At 72.8% G+C, this 18,420-nt stretch carries 19 protein-coding genes; 8 read left to right on the top strand and 11 right to left on the bottom strand.

Annotated features, from left to right (window positions below; genetic code table 11):
* Positions 1–1,051 (bottom strand): phosphotransferase family protein (locus I4I78_RS16350; RefSeq protein ID WP_218612191.1); only part of this gene is annotated, 1,051 nt, incomplete at its 3' end.
* Between the two features lie 90 nt (positions 1,052–1,141).
* Between I4I78_RS16350 and I4I78_RS16355 the strand changes: the two genes are divergently transcribed.
* Positions 1,142–2,191 (top strand): TIGR03857 family LLM class F420-dependent oxidoreductase, encoded by a 1,050-nt coding sequence (locus tag I4I78_RS16355; RefSeq protein WP_218612192.1) that lies wholly within the window; start codon positions 1,142–1,144, stop codon positions 2,189–2,191.
* Positions 2,192–2,265: 74 nt separating this feature from the next.
* Here I4I78_RS16355 and I4I78_RS16360 read toward each other — a convergent pair whose 3' ends face one another.
* Positions 2,266–3,183 carry a TIGR03619 family F420-dependent LLM class oxidoreductase gene (locus I4I78_RS16360; RefSeq protein WP_218612193.1) on the bottom strand — a complete coding sequence of 306 codons (918 nt, stop codon included), beginning with the start codon at positions 3,181–3,183 and terminating at the stop codon, positions 2,266–2,268.
* A 151-nt stretch (positions 3,184–3,334) separates the two neighbouring features.
* Between I4I78_RS16360 and I4I78_RS16365 the strand changes: the two genes are divergently transcribed.
* Entirely contained in the window at positions 3,335–4,120 is a 786-nt protein-coding gene (locus I4I78_RS16365) for an SDR family NAD(P)-dependent oxidoreductase (protein ID WP_218612194.1), read from the top strand.
* A 78-nt stretch (positions 4,121–4,198) separates the two neighbouring features.
* On the opposite strand, the gene I4I78_RS16370 is transcribed toward I4I78_RS16365, so the two are convergent.
* Both I4I78_RS16370 and I4I78_RS16375 read right to left on the bottom strand, forming a co-directional pair.
* Positions 4,199–4,972: an SDR family NAD(P)-dependent oxidoreductase gene (locus I4I78_RS16370; RefSeq protein ID WP_218612195.1), complete on the bottom strand. Its 774-nt coding sequence runs from the start codon at positions 4,970–4,972 to the stop codon at positions 4,199–4,201.
* Between the two features lie 118 nt (positions 4,973–5,090).
* Positions 5,091–6,185 (bottom strand): alpha/beta fold hydrolase, encoded by a 1,095-nt coding sequence (locus I4I78_RS16375; RefSeq protein WP_218612196.1) that lies wholly within the window; start codon positions 6,183–6,185, stop codon positions 5,091–5,093.
* A gap of 189 nt (positions 6,186–6,374) precedes the next feature.
* Here I4I78_RS16375 and I4I78_RS16380 point away from each other — a divergent pair, with 189 nt between their 5' ends.
* The gene (locus I4I78_RS16380; protein WP_218612197.1) at positions 6,375–7,121 is read left to right on the top strand and encodes an alpha/beta fold hydrolase; all 747 of its coding nucleotides are present in this window, start codon (positions 6,375–6,377) and stop codon (positions 7,119–7,121) included.
* Here I4I78_RS16380 and I4I78_RS16385 read toward each other — a convergent pair.
* Genes I4I78_RS16385 through I4I78_RS16415 form a run of 7 tightly spaced genes read right to left on the bottom strand, consistent with a single transcriptional unit; the run spans position 7,057 to position 14,524 of the window.
* Entirely contained in the window at positions 7,057–8,658 is a 1,602-nt protein-coding gene (locus I4I78_RS16385) for a class I adenylate-forming enzyme family protein (protein WP_218612198.1), read from the bottom strand. The two genes, I4I78_RS16380 and I4I78_RS16385, sit on opposite strands and share 65 nt — an antisense overlap.
* Entirely contained in the window at positions 8,655–9,821 is a 1,167-nt protein-coding gene (locus I4I78_RS16390; protein WP_218612199.1) for an acetyl-CoA acetyltransferase, read from the bottom strand. Before I4I78_RS16390 ends, I4I78_RS16385 begins: the two co-directional genes overlap by 4 nt.
* Positions 9,818–10,855: an acyl-CoA dehydrogenase gene (locus I4I78_RS16395; RefSeq protein ID WP_218612200.1), complete on the bottom strand. Its 1,038-nt coding sequence runs from the start codon at positions 10,853–10,855 to the stop codon at positions 9,818–9,820. Before I4I78_RS16395 ends, I4I78_RS16390 begins: the two co-directional genes overlap by 4 nt.
* 53 nt (positions 10,856–10,908) lie before the next feature.
* Positions 10,909–12,081 carry an acyl-CoA dehydrogenase family protein gene (locus I4I78_RS16400; protein ID WP_218612201.1) on the bottom strand — a complete coding sequence of 391 codons (1,173 nt, stop codon included), beginning with the start codon at positions 12,079–12,081 and terminating at the stop codon, positions 10,909–10,911.
* 3 nt (positions 12,082–12,084) lie between these two features.
* On the bottom strand, positions 12,085–12,843 hold the full coding sequence (locus I4I78_RS16405) for an aldolase/citrate lyase family protein (protein WP_308252157.1): 759 nt from the start codon (positions 12,841–12,843) through the stop codon (positions 12,085–12,087).
* Positions 12,840–13,652 (bottom strand): 2-oxo-hept-4-ene-1,7-dioate hydratase, encoded by an 813-nt coding sequence (hpaH, locus tag I4I78_RS16410; protein WP_218612202.1) that lies wholly within the window; start codon positions 13,650–13,652, stop codon positions 12,840–12,842. Before hpaH ends, I4I78_RS16405 begins: the two co-directional genes overlap by 4 nt.
* Positions 13,649–14,524: an alpha/beta fold hydrolase gene (locus I4I78_RS16415; protein WP_218612203.1), complete on the bottom strand. Its 876-nt coding sequence runs from the start codon at positions 14,522–14,524 to the stop codon at positions 13,649–13,651. Before I4I78_RS16415 ends, hpaH begins: the two co-directional genes overlap by 4 nt.
* Before the next feature lie 189 nt (positions 14,525–14,713).
* On the opposite strand from I4I78_RS16415, the gene I4I78_RS16420 reads away from it, so the two are divergent.
* The 5 genes from I4I78_RS16420 to I4I78_RS16440 form a co-directional block, all read left to right on the top strand.
* On the top strand, positions 14,714–15,010 hold the full coding sequence (locus tag I4I78_RS16420) for a hypothetical protein (protein WP_218612204.1): 297 nt from the start codon (positions 14,714–14,716) through the stop codon (positions 15,008–15,010).
* Complete coding sequence (locus tag I4I78_RS16425; protein ID WP_218612205.1) at positions 15,007–16,155, top strand: thiolase family protein; 1,149 nt, start codon at positions 15,007–15,009, stop codon at positions 16,153–16,155. Before I4I78_RS16420 ends, I4I78_RS16425 begins: the two co-directional genes overlap by 4 nt.
* Positions 16,152–16,616 (top strand): Zn-ribbon domain-containing OB-fold protein, encoded by a 465-nt coding sequence (locus I4I78_RS16430; protein WP_218612206.1) that lies wholly within the window; start codon positions 16,152–16,154, stop codon positions 16,614–16,616. The genes I4I78_RS16425 and I4I78_RS16430 overlap by 4 nt, the downstream gene beginning before the upstream one ends.
* Positions 16,613–17,941: an aromatic ring-hydroxylating dioxygenase subunit alpha gene (locus tag I4I78_RS16435; protein WP_218612207.1), complete on the top strand. Its 1,329-nt coding sequence runs from the start codon at positions 16,613–16,615 to the stop codon at positions 17,939–17,941. The genes I4I78_RS16430 and I4I78_RS16435 overlap by 4 nt, the downstream gene beginning before the upstream one ends.
* The coding region (locus tag I4I78_RS16440) for an aromatic-ring-hydroxylating dioxygenase subunit beta (RefSeq protein WP_308252158.1) at positions 17,938–18,420 on the top strand (483 nt) is incomplete at its 3' end. The genes I4I78_RS16435 and I4I78_RS16440, both read left to right, overlap by 4 nt.

Here is an 18,420-nt window from a genome sequence, read left to right on the forward strand (position 1 = left end):
GCCTGCGACGCAGCATCCCGGTCACCCGGGTCGTGTACTCGGTGGCGACGTCCTCCGCCAAGCCGCTCTCGATCAGCAGCCGGCTGAGCCTGCTGGTGATCAGCGAGAGGACCAGCGCCGCGAGGACCTCGTAGTAGGCGATCGCCGGTAGGCGCCGCCCGGCCAGCTCCTCGTACCGGGCCACGGTCGCCCCCCGGCCGGGGACCCCGGCGAGCCTGGGCTTGTGCTGGGCCTCGCAGAGGTAGTCCTCGAACACCAGCCACCAGCCCAGGTCGATCCCGGGGGGGCCGATCGTCGTGGTCTCCCAGTCGATCATCGCGGCGACCTCGAGGTCCGCGCCGTAGATGATGTTCCCGACCCGAGCGTCGCCCCAGACGAGACCCTCACCCTCCGGCTCGGGCCGGTGGCCGACCACGTGCTCCAGGCCCGCGCGCACCACGTCCGCGTCGTGGATCACGTCCGCCTGCGCCCAGGTGAACCACTCCGCCAGCCGCTCGACGTAGGCCGCCAGTGGGTCCGCGCCACCCGCGGGGGCCAGGAAACCGAAGCCCCGCCGCCAGTCCACGGCGTGCAGCCGGGCCATGGCGACCAGCCCGTTGTCGTACATCCGGGCGCGCGCATCCTCGTCGAGCTCGGTCACCCAGCCCCGGCGGTGGTAGCTCGGCACGTCCGGCGGGATCCGCCCGGCCACCCGCTCCATCACGTAGAAGGGTGCGCCGAACAGCTCCGGATCCGGCTCGACGAGCGGGATCCGCGGCACCGGCAGGTCCGTCGAGTCGCCGAGGGCCCGCATCATCCGGGCCTGGAACAGCGCGTTCGGCTCGACGAAGAGCTGGTGCGCGGTCGGCTGGATGCGCAGCACGTAGTCGCGGTGCTCCGGGCCCTCCGGGCCGGTCCAGTCCACCTCGCAGAAGGCCGTCTCGTTGCTGAACCCGGCGTCGGGCAGCTCCAGCCGGGACACTCGCACATCGGTGGCCCCGAGCCGACCCGCGAGCCAGCCCGTGAGCCGTTCCGCCGTCTCCCGCACCTCACGCCGCGTGGCGACCGTCATTCTCGCCCCTCCATGCCTATCGCGTACTGCACCCGCCCCGACCCGGCCACCATGGTGGCCAATTCGGAGACACGGTGTCAGAATAGGCCGGTGTCGAACTCTGCAACAGTCCTGGACCAGCTCGGTGCTTACGTCCTGCCCGGCCGCGTCCCCGATCCCCGGGCCGCGGTGGGCCAAGCCCGCACGGCCGAGCACCTGGGCCTCGGGTCGGTCTGGCTGAGCGAGCGCTGGGGCACCAAGGACCTCGGGGTCCTGGCCGGGGCGATCGGCCAGGCCACCGAGCACGTGCGGATCGCCTCGGGCATCACGCACTTCGGCGTGCGACACCCGCTCACCCTCGCGTCCACGGCGATGACGGCGCAGGCCCTCACCGGTGGCCGCTTCGTGCTGGGCGTGGGCCGGTCGGTGGCGGCGACATGGAAGGCCGTCGGGCTGCCCGCGGTCACCAACGCCGTCCTCACCGACACCGCCGACATCGTCCGCAGACTGTGCCGGGGCGAGAAGGTCTCCTACTCCGGCCCGGCGGGCGAGTTCCCGAAGATGCGCCTGGGCGACCTCCCGGACGCGCCACCCCCGCCGATCGTGCTGGCCGCCATCGGGCCGAAGAGCCTCGAGCTGGCCGGGCAGCATTTCGACGGCGTGCTCCTGCACCCCTTTCTCACCCCGGAGGCGGTGGGCCGGTCCGCCGAGCGGGTGCGTAAGGCCGCGGCCCAGGCCGGCCGGGACCCGGCCGCGGTCCGGGTGTACGCCACCGTCGTGACCGCGCCGGACCTCACTGCGGAGGAGGAGGGCGCGGTCGTCGCGGCCCGGGCGGTCACCTACTTCCAGATCCCCGGCTTCGGCGAGAACCTCGCGTCGGTGAACGAGTGGGACCCGGCCCCGCTCGCGCCGCTGCGGGCGCACCCGATGTTCAGCGGGATCCGCGGCGCGGCCGATCACCACTACACCCGCCATCAGCTCGTCGACGTGGCGCGCGAGTTGATCCCGCGGGAGTGGATCGAATCGTCCGCGGCGGTGGGCCCGGCCGGAGCGTGCGCCGCCCGGTTGCACGCGTACCTGGCTGCCGGAGCGGACGAGATCGCCCTGCACGGCTCCACACCCGAGCTGCTCGGGCCGCTGCTCCAGCACGTCCGGGGCTGAGCTACAGGGTCGCCCAGTGAGCGCCTGCCAGGTGCACAATGGCTTGCGCGCGGGGCACCCGACGGGCCGGACCCTCAGCGCGCGGGCGCGAGCAGGCCACGGGACAGCGCCGCGAGGTCCTCGCGGAAGTCGGCGAAGGAACGGCTGGTCGGCTCGATAGTCATCCAGGTCACACCGGCCTCGGCGTAGGTCCCCAGCAGCCCGCGCATCTCCTCGGCGAACTCGGCGGCACCGCCGGCGTGCCGCGACTGCTTCTCGAAGGGCACGAACGAGACGTCGAGCGGGGCGGCACCGGCCGCGCGCCGGACCTGCTGCATCTCCCCCACCTGCTCGGCGAGCTGCTCGACCGTCTGCAGCGGCGGGGTGCCCGTGATCGCGGCCATCTCCGGGCCCTGCGCGATCGGCATCCAGCCGGCGCCGACCCGCACCGCCCGGCGCCGGGCCGGCCTGCTGTTGCCCCCGATCCACAGTGGCGGCCCGTCCGGCTGCACCGGGGCCGGCACCATGCTGTGTCCGCTGGCCGGGAACCGTGCCCCCACGTGGTCGCGCCCGGCCCAGGCCGCCCGCATCGCCTCGATGGTCTCGTCGAGGATCGCACCACGGTTCGCGAAGTCCGCGCCGAGGACGTCGAACTCGGACCTGAGGTATCCGGCCGCCATCCCCACCGTCAACCGGCCTCGGGACACCGAGTCGAGGCTCGCGATCGCCTTCGCCGACAGGTACGGGTTGCGGTAGGCGGCGACGAGGACGTAGGTGACCAGCCGGAGCCGCGTCGTTGCCGCGGCCATGTAGGACAGCGAGACGAACGGGTCGTAGGAGTGGTGGCCGCCCTCGGCGAGCCAGCGGCCGTCCGGGTAGGGGTGCTCGGTCATGGCGACGGCGTCGAACCCGGCCTCCTCCACCGCGCGAGCGACATCGCCGAGGTCGGCACCGTCCAGCCAGCGCTCGTGGTGCTTGACCGCACGCATCGGGAACATCAGCAGGAAGCGCATCGCCCCACCTCTCCGTGAGAACCATCTGATGCTGTGCCCACGCCACGACGAGGAGAATCAGTCGACTTCTTTGACATAATCTAACACTACTGACACTTTCAGGTCGACGACGTCGACCACAGACGGGTACGCCCGCCGGACAGGAGACGACATGGCAGGACTCATGCAGGGCAAGGTCGCGCTGGTCTCCGGGTCGACCCGCGGCATCGGCCGTTCGATCGCGGAGCACCTCGCAGCCGAGGGCGCGAAGGTGGCCGTCACCGGCCGCACCGTGGAGAAGGGCGAGAAGGTCGTCGCCCGGATCCGGGAGGCGGGCGGCGAGGCCGAGTTCCTCGCGCTCGACGTGACGGACGAGCAGAGCGTCCGCGAGGTCATCGAGCGGACGGTGGAGCGGTTCGGTGTACTCACCACACTGGTCAACAACGCCGCCCCCACCGACGTGGTCGCCGGGACGATCAAGAGCGTGGCCGAGACGAGCACCGAGGAGTGGAACCGGATCCTGGTCGGGACGCTGACCGGCAACGTGTTCTGGGCCTCGAAATACGCCTGGCCACACCTGGCGGCGTCCGAGGGTGCGTCCATCGTGAACATCTCCTCGGGCCAGGCGATCGCGGGCTTCAAGGGGTTCGGCGCCTACGGGGCGGCCAAGGGCGCGATCGATGCGCTCACCCGCACGCTGGCCGTCGAGGGCGGGCCGGACGGCATCCGCGCCAATTCAGTGCTCGTGGGACGGGTCGTGGCCCTGCGCGGCGACGCCGGCCACCACACCGGCGGCGGCCGACTCACCCGGATCGGCAACCCGATGGACATCGCGTACGCGGTCGCCTACCTGGCCTCCGACCACGCCGCGTTCGTCACCGGGAGCCGGCTCACGTCCGACGGCGGATTCTCGATCAACGGCGACGCCGTGACCAGCGCCGAGGCCGCGGCCGGCTGACCGGACGACCCGGCTCTACCCGGCGCCGCGGACGCTCCCCGCGACGCCGGGACCCGGCCACGTCGAGCGGAAGCGCTCCTACTTCGGCTGGAAGCGCAGCGCCCCGTCGATCCGGATGGTCTCGCCGTTGATGTAGTCGTTGATCGCGATGCTGTGCACCAGCTCGGCGTACTCCGACGGACTGCCCATCCGCTTGGGAAACGGCACCCCGCTGCCCCAGCGCGTCTCCGCCTCGTCGCGCTCCATCCGGAACGCGGGGGTGAAGAAGGTGCCCGGCGCGATCGCCACGACCCGGATACCCAGCGGGCTCAGGTCGCGCGCCGCGGGCAGCGTGAGGCCGACGACGCCGCCCTTGGCCGCCGAGTACGCGGTCTGCCCGACCTGCCCCTCGAAGGCGGCGATACTCGCGGTGTTGACCACGAGCCCGCGCGAGCCGTTCGCGTCCGGCTCCTGCCGCGCGATCGCGGCGGACACCAGCCGCATCGTGTTGAACGTGCCGGCCAGGAACAGCCGCACGTACCCGTCGAACGCGTCCATCGGCGCCGGTGAACCGTCGCGGCCCACCACGCGGGCGGCAGGCCCCGGGGCGCCGCCGTGCGCGTTGACGAGCAGCCGCAGCGGGCCGAGCTCGGTGGCCGCCGCGATCGCACCCTCGACGCTGTCGTCCGAGGTGACGTCCGTGCTCACATAGCGGGCGCGCTCACCCAGCTCGTCGGCGAGCTCCTTGCCTCGCTCGTCGGACAGGTCGGCCACCACGACCGACGCACCGGCGGCCACCAGCCGCCGGGTGGTCGCCTCACCGAGGCCACCGGCTCCGCCGGTGACGATTGCCGAGATCCCGTTGACGTCCATGCTCGCTCCCTTGCTCGTGGTCGCCGTGCCGCTTTCGTGCACGCAGCGTCAGATTAGCGGACGCAGGCGCTCGTTCCGAGAGGAAGGCACCCCTCGTTGCCCGACGACGGCGTCAGAATCAGCTGTCGAGTGGGAAGTGCTCGGTGAACCACCCCGTCGCATGGGCGAACCAGTCCGAGGCGGACGGGGTGAGGTTGAGGATGTGACCGGCGTCCGGGAGCACGTAGGTCTCCAGGACCGCTTCGGGCCCGAAGAACGGGGCCTCCGTGGCCCGGAGGGCCTGCGCGTCCGCGCAGTCCGTGCCCGAGCCGTATCCACCCTGCCGGCAGAACACGGCGTCCCCGCGACCGTTGGCGACGAGGACGGGGACGTCGAGGGTCTCGGTCCGCAACAGCGGCGGGGCGGCGATGTAGGGAGCGAGGGTCCCGAGATAGGCCGACGAACCCGGGCTGCGCGATTCCTCGTCGGCCCGGAGCACCGCCGGGTCGGTCCGGCCGCCGGCGTGGAAGATCTCCCGGGCGCCGGGCAGGCTGATGTAGCCCATGTCCAGCGGGACCTCGTCGCGCGTCGCCGGGTCCAGCGGCGCCGGGACGGCGTGGACGAACAGCGCCGCGACGGCTCCCGCCGCGGGCGAATGCGACGTCCCGCTGGCGACGATCCCGTCCACGTCCCGATACGTCGTCGCCTCGACGTAGCCGGTGAGGGTTCCGAGCGAGTGGCCGACGAGCACCACCGTCGGATAGGTGGCGCCGAGGGCGCCGGTCCGGGCCGCCTGCACGACCCGGTGGATCGCCTCGGCCTGGGCCTGGATGGTCACCGTCACGCTCGGCGGGTGGCTGCTCCCGCCGACCCCCAGCGGGTCGAGGGCGAGCGTGCTGTAGCCCGCGGCCGTCATGTGCCGGGAGTAGGAGAGGGGCTCACCGGCCGAGGTGTGCCCGACCGGGAAGTCCCAGTACGAGCGTGCGTAGGTGCCACCCGGTACGAGCAGCTGCAGGACCGGCGAGTTGCGCCCGGCGGGATCGCAGAGGTCGCCCTCGACCTGTGCGCCGCCGGCCACCGGCACCGCGACGACCCGGCAGGCCCCGGCCGAGGCGGGCGCCAGGGGGGCGGCGGCCGCCGGCGCGGCGACCGCCAAGAGGGCCGCCAGCGCCGCGGTGAGCGCGGCGAGCCCGCCCCGGCGGGCACGACGGTGTGGTTCCGAGAGAACGCCCATGGTCTCTCCATCGGTTTCGAAGATTATCTGACGGCATCGCCATCGATACAACCCCTAGAGCGAAGCTGCGAACTGCATCAACGGAAGATACTGCCGAGCAGAGGTGCCTTTTCGGCCGGTCCGACCGTACTATCTGACGGTCTGTGTTCTTCCGCGGGGTCGATGCCGATCCCCGACCCCAGGAGCGCGATGTCCGGTCCGGCCCTCGTCCTCGTCCACGGCGGCCAGCACGCCGCGGACTGCTGGGAGCCCACCGTGGCCGAGCTTCGGCGACGCGCACCGGACATCCCCGTGCTTGCCGTCGACCTGCCCGGACGCGGCTCGTCCCCCGCCGACCTGGCGACCGTCACCGTCGCGGACTGGGTGGACTCGGTGGTGCGCCGGATCGAGTCCGAGGGGCTCGACGACGTCGTCGTGGTCGGCCACTCCATGGCCGGGCTCACCGTGCCGGGCGTGGTCGCGCGGCTCGGAGCAGGCCGGGTCCGGCGGATGGTCCTGATGGCCGCGGCGGTGCCGCCGCAGGGCCGCTCGATCCTCGACACCCTGAGCGGGCCGCTGGCCTGGTACGCGGGCCGGGCCGCGCGCCGCGGCGGGCCGTCGGCCCCGATGCCCCGGCTGCTCGCGCGGTTGTCCTTCTGCAACGGGATGACTCCCGCGCAGCGGGAGTTCACCCTCGGCCGGCGCTACGGCGAGTCCACCCGAGTCACGGCCGAACCGTCGGACCGGAGCACGCTGCCCCGGGAGGTGCCGCGCACCTGGATCCTCACCCTGCGGGACCGGGCGCAGAGCCCGGCCACCCAGCGGCGGGCCATCGCGGCGCTGGGCGGGGTCGACCAGGTGGTGGAGCTCGACACCTGCCACGACGCGATGATCAGCGCTCCGGCCGAGCTGGCCGGGATCCTGCTCGAACGCTGCCGGAGCACCCTCGCGGGCTGAGCCGGCCCGCGGGTCGGCCCGCCGGCGCGGCCGCGGCCCGCAGGGCGTCCCGGTCGACCTTCAGCATCGCGGTGACCGGCAGATCCTCGACGAGCTCGAGGCGGTCCGGACGCTTGTAGTCCGCGAGCCGCTCGCGGGTCCAGTCTCGCAGCTCGTCGAGCGCGGGTGGGTCCGACGGATCGGCCGGGACCACGAACGCCACGCCGATCTCGCCGATCACGGGGGCCGGGCTGCCGACGACCGCGACCCGGCGCACGCCGGGGTGTTCGGCGAGGACGTTCTCGACCTCGAGCGGATGCACGTTGTACCCGCCGCGGATATAGAGGTCCGTCGAGCGACCGACGAGCACCAGGTTCCCCTCGGGGGTGAACCGCCCGAGGTCCCCGCTGACCAGCCAGCCGTCGTCGGTCAGCGTCTCGGCCGTGCGCTCCGGGTCGTTCCAGTAGCCGCGCATCACGCAGGAGCCGCGGACCCGGACCCTTCCGGTCCCGCCCGGGGCGACGGGGCGCCCGTCGTCGTCGGTGACCGCGACCTCCATGCCCTCCTGCGGGCGGCCGACGGTGCGGAACTGCACCTCCGGCGGGTCGCCGGGCTCGGTGCCGCAGATCGTCGGGGACTCGGTCATCGCGTACCGGACGACCAGGGGCACGCCGATCCGCTGCGCCACCGCCTCGATCAGGTCCGGCGACGCGGGCGCGGTGGCGGCGATACCGACCCGCAGGTCCGGCAGCCCGTGCGCACCGGGCTCGTCGAGGAGCTTGCTCCACTGCGTCGGCACCCCCCCGACGACCGTGATCCGCTGCTCCCGCATGATCGTGGCCATCGCCGCCGCCGACCACGGCACCGGCGAGATCACCAGGGTGAGCCCCCAGACGAGCTGGTCCCAGAGTTTGGCCATGTAACCGGCGTGCGCGAACGGGGTGGCCACGAGCCTGCGGTCGTACGGGCTGCTCATTACCCCCGCTGACAGCGCGGCCGCCGCGAGGTTGCGCGAGTCGAACCAGGCTCCCTTCGGCGTCCCGGTCGTCCCCGACGTCCAGATGATCACTGCGGGCGAGGCCGGGCCCGGCGCCGGCCGGTCCTCCCCCAGCCCCGGGTGCCGCGCCAGCGCGGCCAGCTCCGCGCGGTCGAGCTCCGGCACACCGGCCGGCACCGCGGGCAGGCCGGCCGCCCCGTCGCGGATCACCAGCACCGGTCCGGCCCGGTCCAGCACCGCGCTGACCTCCCGCGGGCCGAGCCGGGTGTTGAGGCCGGTGCTCACCGCACCGAGCCGGGCCAGCGCGGCATAGCAGACCGCGTAGTCGATCGACGACGGCAGCATCAGCGCGACGACGTCGCCGGCCGCCACACCGCGCTCGGCCAGCGCCCCGGCCACCGCGTCGGACCGGCGGTCCCACTCGGCGAAGGTGAGCCGCGTGCCGTCCGGCTGCACGTAGGCCTCGCGCTCGCCGTGCGCCCTGCCGGCGGCGCGCAGCAGGGCGTCCGCGGTGTCGAAGGACCCGGCGAGCGGCGCGGGACCCGCATGCTGCGCGGTCACGGCCGCTCGGTCCCGAGGATCACCGTGCCGTTCGAGCAGAACCAGCCGCCGGTGCCGCTGACGCAGGCGAGCGTCGCGTCGGGCACCTGCCGCGGGCCGCACTCTCCGCGGAGCTGGCGCACCGCCTCGACCACCAGGAACAGCCCGCGCTGGCCGGGGTGGCAGGCCGAGAGCCCGCCGCCGTCGGTGTTCGTCGGCAGCGTCCCGCCGAGCCGAAGCCGGCCGTCGGCGACGAACGGCCCGCCCTCGCCCTTCTTGCAGAAACCGAGATCTTCCATGGTCATCAGCAGCATGTAGGTGAACGCGTCGTAGATCTCGCAGACGTCGATGTCGTCCGGGGTGACTCCGGCGCGCTCGAATGCCAGCGGGCCGGAGACCGAGGCCGGCCCGACCGTCATGTCCTCCCACTGGCTGGTGGACACGTGCGAGACGTTCTCGCCGGTCCCGAGGACGTGCACCGATGTACCCGGCAGGTCCCTGGCCCGTTCCTCGGACACCACGATCGCCGCGGCGCCCGCGTCGGAACGGATGCAGCAGTGCAGCTTGGTGAAGGGGTCGGCGATCATCCGGCCGGAGAGCACGTCATCGACCGTGATCGGGTCGCGGTAGGCGGCCTGCGGGTTGTCCGCGGCGTTGGCCCGCGCGGAGACCGCCACCTCGGCGAGCTGCTCGATGGTGGTGCCGTACTCGTGCATGTGCCGGCGCGCCGCCATCGCGTACTTCGCGATCAGCGTGTGGCCGTACGGGGCCTCCCACTGCAGCGGCCCGCGCGAGCCCCAGTTCAGGTTCGCGGTGCGCAGCCCCCGCTTGAGGTCGGACTTCGCCGTCGACCCGTAGGTCAGCAACACGACGTCCGCGTGCCCGGCGGCGATGGCGTCCGCGGCATGCGCGAGCATCACCTCCCAGGAGGCGCCGCCGACCGCCGTCGAGTCGATCCACCGCGGCCGCAGGCCCAGGTACTCCCCCACGTCGATCGGGGCGAGGGTGCCCAGCGAGGTGGAGGCGAGTCCGTCGATCTCCTGCTTGGCGACGCCGGACTCGGCGAGTGCCTCCCGGGATGCCTCGGCGATCAGCGCGTACGGGTTGGTCGCCACGCCGGTGGGCGTGGCCAGCCCGACGCCGGCGACGACGGCGCCGCGGCCCTTGCGGATCGTGTCGTTCACTGGGCTGCCTCCTGAGCAAGCAGCGGCGCGAGCTGCGCCGTCCGGGAACCGAAGAGCTGGTCGACCACGTGCGCGCGTTTGAGGTAGAGGTGCGCGTCGTGCTCGTAGGTGTAGCCCATCCCGCCGTGGACCTGGATGGTCTCGGCCGCGTTGGTGATCGCCGCCCGGCCCGCCACGACCTTCGCGGCGCGCACCTGGAACTCCGCGTCCGCACGCCCCGACCGCAGGCTGACCGCGGCGAACAGGGTCTGCTGCAGCGCGGCCTCGGCGGAGACCGCCATGTCCGCGCAGCGGTGCTTGATCGCCTGGTTCACCCCGATCGGCCTGCCGAACTGGATGCGGGTCTTCGCGTGCGCGGTGGACAGGTCCCGGGTCGCCTCCGCGATCCCGACGAGCTGCGCGGCCGCCAGCACGGCGCCCCGGAGTGCGATCGGATCCTGTGTCGCGGGCACCCAGCAGGTCACCGGCACGGCCTCGGCGCGCGCCGTCCCCATCCGGGTGCCCGGGTCGGACGACTCGACCGGGGCCAGATCGGTGAGCGCGGCCGTGGCGACCAGACCGGCCCCGTCGTCGGTGACGACCAGGGCGTACTCGGCGCCCGCGGGGTCGAGCAGCCGGATCCGGCCGGTGAGCACGCCGTCGGCGACGGTCGCGACGTCGTCGTCCACGCGCAGCAGCGCAGGCGCCACGAGTGTGTGCCCCTCGATCACGAAACCGGCCAGGTCAGCGGCACCGGAGAGCGCGGCGAGCCGTGCACCGATCACCGAGCCGAGGAAGGGACCGGGTACCAGGGCCCGGCCGAGCTCGCGGAAGAGCAGCGCCTCGTCGTCGAGGGGCCGGCCGGAGCCGCCCACCGCCACGTCGGCGGCGAGCCCGAGCAACCCCAGCAGCGCGCCCTCGGCCCAGACCTTCGGGGCGATGGCGGCGGGATCGGCGCGGCGCTCGCGCACGGCGCTGATCGGCACCTGCTCGGCGAAGAACTCGGCGGCCGCGGCGACCAGCTCCTGCTGATCCGCGGAGGGAAGGAGGTCCATCGGTGGTCCTGTCTCGTGGGGACGGCGGCGGGCGGGCCCTGCTCGGCGCGGCATCAGCGCGGGAGGCCTAGCACGCGGTCGCCGATGATGTTGCGCTGGATCTCGGAGGTGCCGCCGCCGATCGACGCGGAGTACGAGTAGAAGTAGTGGCCCGACCAGCCACCCGGCACCCAGCGGGACACGAACTCCAGCCCGTCCGGGCCGAGCACGTCCATCGCCAGCCGCGCGACCTGCTTCGCGATGTCGGAGTAGTAGAGCTTGATGATCGAGCCCTCCGGGCCGGGGGCGTCCGAGGCGAGGTTGCGGCAGATGCCCGCGTAGGTCATCGCCCGCAGCGACGCGACCTCGGCACGGCAGGTGGCGAGCCGCCGCGAGATCTCGTCGTCGGCGATCGCCGGGCGCCGCCCGTCCGGACCGGTGCGCTCGCGGGCCAGCTCGATCAGGTTCTCCACCAGCGCGGCCAGCCGGACCTGGCCCGCGGTGTAGGCGGTGCCGCGCTCGAAGGAGAGCGTCGACATCGCGACCGCCCACCCCTTGTCGACCTCGCCCACCACGTTCGCCAGCGGGATCCGCACCTCGTCATAGAAGACCTCGCAGAACTCCGCGCCGCCGTCGATCGTCTCGATCGGCCGGACGTCGATGCCGGGGCTGTGCATGTCCGCGATCACCCAGGTGATCCCGTGGTGCTTCCTGTCCGAGCGGTCCGTGCGGACGAGCAGTTCCTGGTGGTCGGCGAGGTCGGCGAAGCTCGTCCAGACCTTCTGGCCGGTGACCACGATGTCGTCGCCGTCGATCTCGCCGCGGGTGGCCAGCGAGGCCAGGTCGGACCCGGCCTCCGGCTCGGAGAACCCCTGGCACCACACCACCTCACCGCGCAGGATCCGTGGCAGGTGGTGGGCCTTCTGCTCCTCGCTCGCCCGGGTGATCAGGGTCGGTCCGGCGTGGTTGAGCCCGACGAAGCAGGCGTCGATGCTCGGCATTCCCTTCCTCGCGTACTCCTCGTACCAGATGAGCTGCTGCAGGGTCGTCAGTCCTCGGCCGCCGTACTCGGTCGGCCAGGCGATCCCGGCCCAGCCGCCCTCCCACTGGGTGCGCTGCCAGGCCAGGTCGTACTCGCGCATCGGCGCGGCCCCGTGCGGACGCGGCTCGGACGGCGCGTTCTCCGCCAGCCACGTGCGTACCTCGTCGCGGAACAGCAGCTGCTCCGGCGAGAAGTCGAGATCCATGCTCTACTCCGTTCCAGGTTTGCGGTAGCGCGTGGCCAGCTGCTCGCTGCCCCGCGCGAGCAGCACCACGTCGGCCCCGACCAGCACGAACCGTGCCCCGAGGTCGAGGTAGCGCCGGGCGAGCGGCTCGGCGAAGGCGTTGACACCCGCGGCCAGGCCGCGACCGGTGACGGTGGTGATCGCCTTCTCCACGGCCGCGACGACCTCGGGATGCTCCGGCTCACCGAGCCGGCCCAGCGACGCGGCGAGATCGGCCGGGCCGACGAACACGCCGTCGATCCCCGGCACCGAGCAGATGTCGTCCAGTGCGTCGAGCCCCGCCGCGGACTCGATCTGCGCGAGCACGCCGATCTCGGCCTCGCGCAGGTAGCCCGGCGTGCGGTTCCAGCGCGAGGCCCTGGCGAACGCCGCACCCACCCCGCGGATCCCCTCCGGGGGGTACCGGGTGGCGGCGACGACCGCGCGGGCCTGCTCGGCCGTCTCGATCATCGGCAGCATCAGGGTGGTGGCCCCGAGATCGAGGAACTGCTTGATCACCACCGGGTCGGCCACCGGCACCCGGACCACGGTCTCGACCGGGTACGGAGCCACGGCCTGCAGCTGCGGCAGTACGGTGGTGACGTCGTTGGGCGCATGCTCGCAGTCGAGCAACAGCCAGTCCAGCCCGCCGCCCGCACAGATCTCCGCGCAGTAGGCGCTGCCGGACACGACCCACATCCCGATCTGCGGGTTCGCGCCACGCAGCTTCTCGGCGAACGTCACGGTGTGCCCCTCTCGAACCGGCAGCCCACCGTTCCCAGCGGCCCGTAGTCCGCGTGGAACAGATCGCCGTCCTCGGCGTGCACCGGCCGGGTGAAGGAGCCGGAGAGGATCACCTGCCCCGCCTCCAGCCCGACGCCGTAGGGCGCCAACCGGTTCGCCAGCCACGCCACCCCGTTGCCCGGGTGGTTCAGCACGGCCGCGGCCACCCCGGACTCCTCGATCACCCCGTTGCGATAGAGCAGGGCAGACACCCAGCGCAGGTCCACCTCGTTCGGCCGGACCGGCCGCCCGCCCAGGACCAGCCCGGCGTCGGCGGCGTTGTCCGAGATCGTGTCCACGATCGTGCGCAGGTGCCCGGTGTCCGGATCCGACATCTGCACCCGGGCGTCGAGGATCTCCAGGGCCGGGGTGACGTACTCGGTGGCGGACAGGACGTCGAACAGCGTGGCGCCGGGTCCCTTGACCGGGTGGCCCAGCACGAACGCCAGCTCGACCTCGACCCGCGGCCGGATGAACCGGTCGTGCGCGACGGTGGAGGTGTCGTCGAAGAACATGTCGTCGAACAGCGCGCCGTAGTCCGGCTCGGTGATCGACACTGCCTGCTGCATCGCCCTCGACGTCAGCCCGATCTTTCGGCCGCGCAGGGTGCGTCCGCCGGCGAGCTTGGCGCCGACCCACGCGTGCTGGACCGCGTAGGCCTCCTCGATCGTCATCTCCGGGTACTGCAGGGACAGCTGGCGGATCGGGGTGCGGGTGCGCTCGGCCCGGTCGAGCCGAGCCGCGGCGTCGGCGATCTCCTCGGGGGTCATGCGAGGACCTTGCGCAGGAACGGGACCGCGGCGGCGTTGAAGGCCTCGGGGTCCTCGAAGTGCGGCCAGTGCTTGACGTGGGGCATCTCCAGCACCTCGGCTCCGGAGATCAGCTCGGCGACCCGGCGCGCGGTGCTCTGGTACTCGCCGTGGTCCTTGCCGGAGGCCACGACCAGGGTCGGGCACGAGATCGTCCGCCAGCGGTCCTCGGGGATCAGGTTGCGCTCGCGGGCGTCCGGGTCCTGCAGGATCAGCAGGTGGTCGATGGTGGCCAGGGTCTCCGGCAGCTGGTAGATCGCCTGGCGCAGCGCGATCACGTCCGGGATCCGGTTCTCCTCGTCCGCGATCAGGTGATCGAACATCGCCTTGATCGAGTTCCACTCGGGGTTCTCCACCGCGCGGGTGCGCTCGGCGCGGATGCGGGCCATGTTCGAGGCCGTGGCAACCAGGCCGGCCGGGGACATCAGGATCAGCTTCTCGACGCGCTCCGGATCCTCGACGGCCAGTGCCGCGGCCACCCACGCGCCCAGCGACATCCCGACGAGCGCGGCGCTCGTGAACCCGAACGCATCCAGCACCGCCCGGACCTGCCGCAGGTAGACCGCGATCTCGTAGTCGTGGTCGGGCTTGTCGGAGAACCCGTTACCCACCATGTCGATCGCCACGCAATGGAAGTGCTCGGCGAGCGCGGGCAGGTTCGGGGCGAACGTCTCCCAGTGCCCGCCCGTGCCGTGCAGCAGCAGCACCGGCGGGGCGCTCGGGTCGCCCGCCTCGGCGTACCGGGTCCGCACTCCGTCGGCAGTGAGGTAGCCCTGCCGGAACTCGAGCTCGCGCAGATGCGTCCAGACGCTGCGGTACTGCGTGTCGCTCATGCCGCGCCTCCCTCGATCTGGACTTCAGTGTTCACTGTGTTCACAAAGGCCGCGCTGCTCATACTGTCGCTGAGCTGGGCGAGAGGCGAGATACTCATCGACTGCCCTTCGGTATGGACATTGTTTCTGACAGTAAGTGTACGATAGAACCATGACGTGGTCACCGTCGACAGAAGCGTGTCTCGCCCGATGAGCGCCCCGATGAACGGCACCGCCCGGCCGGGGCATGTCGTCGGTGTCGGCGCGCCCGGGCCTACCCACAGCGAGGAGGGCCGCCACGAGCTCGTCGAGCTCGGCAACGAGTTCGCGACAGTTCGGGTCGCACTCGACGAGCGCGGCAACGGTCCGCGACTGCTGGTCGAGGACCTGGAGAGCGGCGCGGAGATCCTGCTGTCCCCGCTCGAACTGGCGAGCCTGTGCCTGGCCAGCGCCGAGGACCGGGTGAACTGGCTGCGCGTCGGGCACTACCGAGACGAGCGGGCGTGAACGCCCCCGCGATCGTGGGCCTCGGCGCGACCGTGATGTCCACCTCACCGGGAGGTGAGGCCGCGGCGCTCGCCGCCGAGGCCGTGGGTGCGGCGCTGGCCGACTGCGGGCTGGCCCGCTCCGAGGTCGACGGCCTGCTCGTCGGCTCCAGCCAGGGCGTGCGGCCGGACCGCGTCGGCGTGCAGCTCGCCGCCCAGGCCGGGTTCGGCGACCTGCGGCTGCTGGAGCACATCGAGATCAAGGGCGCCACCACCATCGCGATGGTCGAACGCGCTGTCCTGGCCCTGCGCGAGGGGGTCGTCCGGACCGTGGTGTGCGTCTTCGCCGACGCCCCGGTCCGCGCCCGCGGCAGTGCCGGCTCCATGTACGCGCACAGCGGCGGCAACTCCGGTGTGCGCGGGCTCGAGCGTGCCTCCGGCCTGCTCGGCTCGGTCCCCACCTACGCCCTGCTCGCGGCCCGCTGGCTGCACGTCCACGGCGGCGCGGCCGAGGACCTGTGCGCCGTCGCGCTCGCCGCGCGGGCCTGGGCGCTCGGCAACCCCGCGGCCGTGCAGCGCACCCCGCTCGACGCCGACGGCTACCACGCCAGTCCGATGGTGGCCGAGCCGCTGCGCCGCCTGGACTGCGCGCGGCCGGTCAACGGCGCCGTCGCCGTGGTGCTCGCCGCCGATCCCGGCGTCGGGGAGGGCGCACGGGTTGCCGTGCGGGGCACCGGCCGGGCGCATCCCGTGCGGCGCAGGCGCACCGGGGCGGAGTCCTGGTTCGGCGGCGGTCGTCCCGCCGTCGACTCGGCGCTCGGGCACGCCGGGATGACCCGCGGTGACCTGGATCTGATCGAGCTCTACGACCCGTTCACCGTCGTCACCCTGGCGCTGTTGGAGGAGTACGCCCTCTGCCTGCCCGGCCAGGCGGGCGAGCTCGCCAGGGCCGGGCAGCTCGGCCCTGGCGGCGAGCTGCCCACGAACACCGGTGGCGGCCAGCTCTCCGGCTTCTACCTGCAGGGCATGACACCGCTGCACGAGGCCGTGGTGCAGCTGCGCGGCGCCGGAGCCGAGCGCCAGGTACCCGGGGCCGGAACCGCACTCGTCGGCGGGCTCGGCGGCCGCTCGGACCACCACGCCTGCCTGGTCCTGGAGGCTGCATGACCACCACCCAGCTCACCGACTGGCTGCTCGCGCCCGGGCTCGCCCCCGATCCCGCCGACTCACTCGCGCCGCTCTACACCGGCGCCGCCGCGGACGAGCTGCACCTGCCGCACTGCGCCGCGTGCGGGCTCGCGCTGGAGCTCGAGCAGCGCGTGTGCGACGGCTGCGGTGGCGCCGAGGTCATCTGGCGGGCGGTCGCGCCGGCCGGGACTGTCCACTCGGTCACGGTCGTGCACCGGCGCGAACCCGGGCTCGTCCTGGCCGAGGAGCCCTACCCGGTGGCCGACATCGAGCTGGCGAGCGGGCACCGGCTCGTGCTGGCCCCCGTCTTCCCGGGCACAGCACCCCCCGCCATCGGCGATCCCGTCGCCATCGGCTTCCGCCGGCTCGGCGAGGTCGCCGTGCCCGGTTTCACCACCGCACCCGCAGCGCACGACCCGTACCCGGAGGAAGCGTCATGACCGAACTCGACACCCGACCGCAGGCGGCGCCGGCCCGCACGGACGTGGACGACCTCGTCCGGCATGACCACGTGCACGGCTCGGTCTACACCGACCCCGAGGTCTTCGAACTGGAGATGGAGCACGTCTTCCGCCGCGGCTGGGTCTTCGTGGGACACGAGAGCGAGGTTCCGGAGCCCGGCGACTACGTGACCCGCCGGATCGGCGGCCAGCCGGTGATCCTCGCCCGCGGCAAGGACGGCGAGGTCCGCGTCCTGATGAACCGGTGCGCCCACCGCGGCAACCGGCTCTGTAACTCCGAGTCCGGCAACAGCACCACCTTCCGCTGCCCCTACCACGGCTGGACCTTCAACAACGACGGGTCGCTGGTCGGCGTGCCCATGCGCACCGGCTACGACAAGGAGTTCCTGGCCCGGCGCAGCGAGCTCGGGCTCTCCCGCACCGCCCGGACCGGGGCCTACCGCGGCTTCGTCTTCGCCTCCCTCGCCGCCGAGGGGATCACCCTTGCCGAGCACCTGGGCCGCGCGACCACCGCCATCGACCGGCTCCTCGCGCTGTCCCCGGACGGCCGCCTCGACCTGCGCGCCGGCTGGATGAAACACCAGCACCGGAGCAACTGGAAGATGGTGATGGAGAACAACGTCGACGGCTACCACGCGCTCTTCACCCACGAGTCGGTCTACTCGGCAGTGCGCGAGGCCAAGGTCTCGCACGTGCCGAGCAAGGTCGAGGTGTGCGTCCGGGACATGGGCGACGGCCACTCCGAGATCGACTACTCGTCCGAGTACACCCGCCTCGACGAGGAGTTCGTGTGGTTCGGCCGGGCCCCGAGGACGAAGCTGCCGAACTACGTGGCCGCGATGGAGCAGGCGCACGGTCCGGCCGACACGCACCAGGCCTTCGTCGTCGGCCCGCCGCACACGCTGATCTTCCCGAACCTGTTCCTCGCCGAGATGAACATCATGATGGTCGAGCCGATCGCACCGGGCGAGACCGTCGCGTACACCACCCCGGCCCTCATCCCGGACCAGGACGAGCTCAACGGCCGGATGCTGCGCCGCACCGAGGGCGCCATGGGCCCGGCCGGCTTCCTGATCGCCGACGACGGCGAGATCGGCGCCCGCAACCAGCTCGGCCTGGCGGCCCGGAAGCCGGACTGGATCGTGCTGGCCCGCGGCCGGGACACGGACGAGGCGGACGAGACAGGCCTGGTCAACCACGACAAGAGCGCGGAGACCCCACAGCGGGGCTGGTGGGCGCACTGGGCCGAGGTCCTCGGTGGCCGCTTCAACACCCGCGCGCCGCAGGATGGAGAGCAGTCGTGAGCGAGCCCGCCTTCAGCACCGGGACCCCGGTGGACCCCGCGCTCGAGCCCGACGTGCTGGCCTTCCTGCACCGGGAGGCCCGCCTCGCCGACGAGGCCCGGTACTCCGAGTGGGAGTCCCTCTGGGACGACGACGGCGTGTACTGGGTCCCGATGGGTCCGGACCACGACCCACGGGTGAACCTGTCCTACGTCTACGACAACCGCAAGCGGATCCGCAGCCGGGTCGCGCAGCTCAACTCGGGTGCGCGGCACTCGCAGACGCCGCCGTCGGTGATGCGCCGGCTACTGACCAACGTCGAGGTACTCGACCGTGGCGGAGACGACCGGGGCGACACGGTGACCGTGGCCGCGAACTTCGTCCTCTTCGAGTACCGGCACGGGCTCACGACCTGGGCCGGCCGGGTAGTCCACACAGTGCGCCGCCGCCCCGGCGGAGGCCTCACGCTCGCCGCCAAGACCGTTCACCTGGTCAACGCG

The sequence above is a fragment of the Pseudonocardia sp. KRD291 genome, assembly GCF_019263595.1.
Lineage (GTDB): Bacteria > Actinomycetota > Actinomycetes > Mycobacteriales > Pseudonocardiaceae > Pseudonocardia.

Excerpts from the sequence above, each read along its gene's own strand:
- I4I78_RS16360 (WP_218612193.1), bottom strand. The coding sequence starts at position 3,183 with ATGCGCTTCCTGCTGATGTTCCCGATGCGTGCGGTCAAGCACCACGAG.
- I4I78_RS16365 (WP_218612194.1), top strand. The coding sequence starts at position 3,335 with ATGGCAGGACTCATGCAGGGCAAGGTCGCGCTGGTCTCCGGGTCGACC.
- I4I78_RS16370 (WP_218612195.1), bottom strand. The coding sequence starts at position 4,972 with ATGGACGTCAACGGGATCTCGGCAATCGTCACCGGCGGAGCCGGTGGC.
- I4I78_RS16375 (WP_218612196.1), bottom strand. The coding sequence starts at position 6,185 with ATGGGCGTTCTCTCGGAACCACACCGTCGTGCCCGCCGGGGCGGGCTC.
- I4I78_RS16380 (WP_218612197.1), top strand. The coding sequence starts at position 6,375 with ATGTCCGGTCCGGCCCTCGTCCTCGTCCACGGCGGCCAGCACGCCGCG.
- I4I78_RS16395 (WP_218612200.1), bottom strand. The coding sequence starts at position 10,855 with ATGGACCTCCTTCCCTCCGCGGATCAGCAGGAGCTGGTCGCCGCGGCC.
- I4I78_RS16400 (WP_218612201.1), bottom strand. The coding sequence starts at position 12,081 with ATGGATCTCGACTTCTCGCCGGAGCAGCTGCTGTTCCGCGACGAGGTA.
- hpaH (WP_218612202.1), bottom strand. The coding sequence starts at position 13,652 with ATGACCCCCGAGGAGATCGCCGACGCCGCGGCTCGGCTCGACCGGGCC.
- I4I78_RS16415 (WP_218612203.1), bottom strand. The coding sequence starts at position 14,524 with ATGAGCGACACGCAGTACCGCAGCGTCTGGACGCATCTGCGCGAGCTC.
- I4I78_RS16420 (WP_218612204.1), top strand. The coding sequence starts at position 14,714 with ATGAGCGCCCCGATGAACGGCACCGCCCGGCCGGGGCATGTCGTCGGT.
- I4I78_RS16430 (WP_218612206.1), top strand. The coding sequence starts at position 16,152 with ATGACCACCACCCAGCTCACCGACTGGCTGCTCGCGCCCGGGCTCGCC.
- I4I78_RS16435 (WP_218612207.1), top strand. The coding sequence starts at position 16,613 with ATGACCGAACTCGACACCCGACCGCAGGCGGCGCCGGCCCGCACGGAC.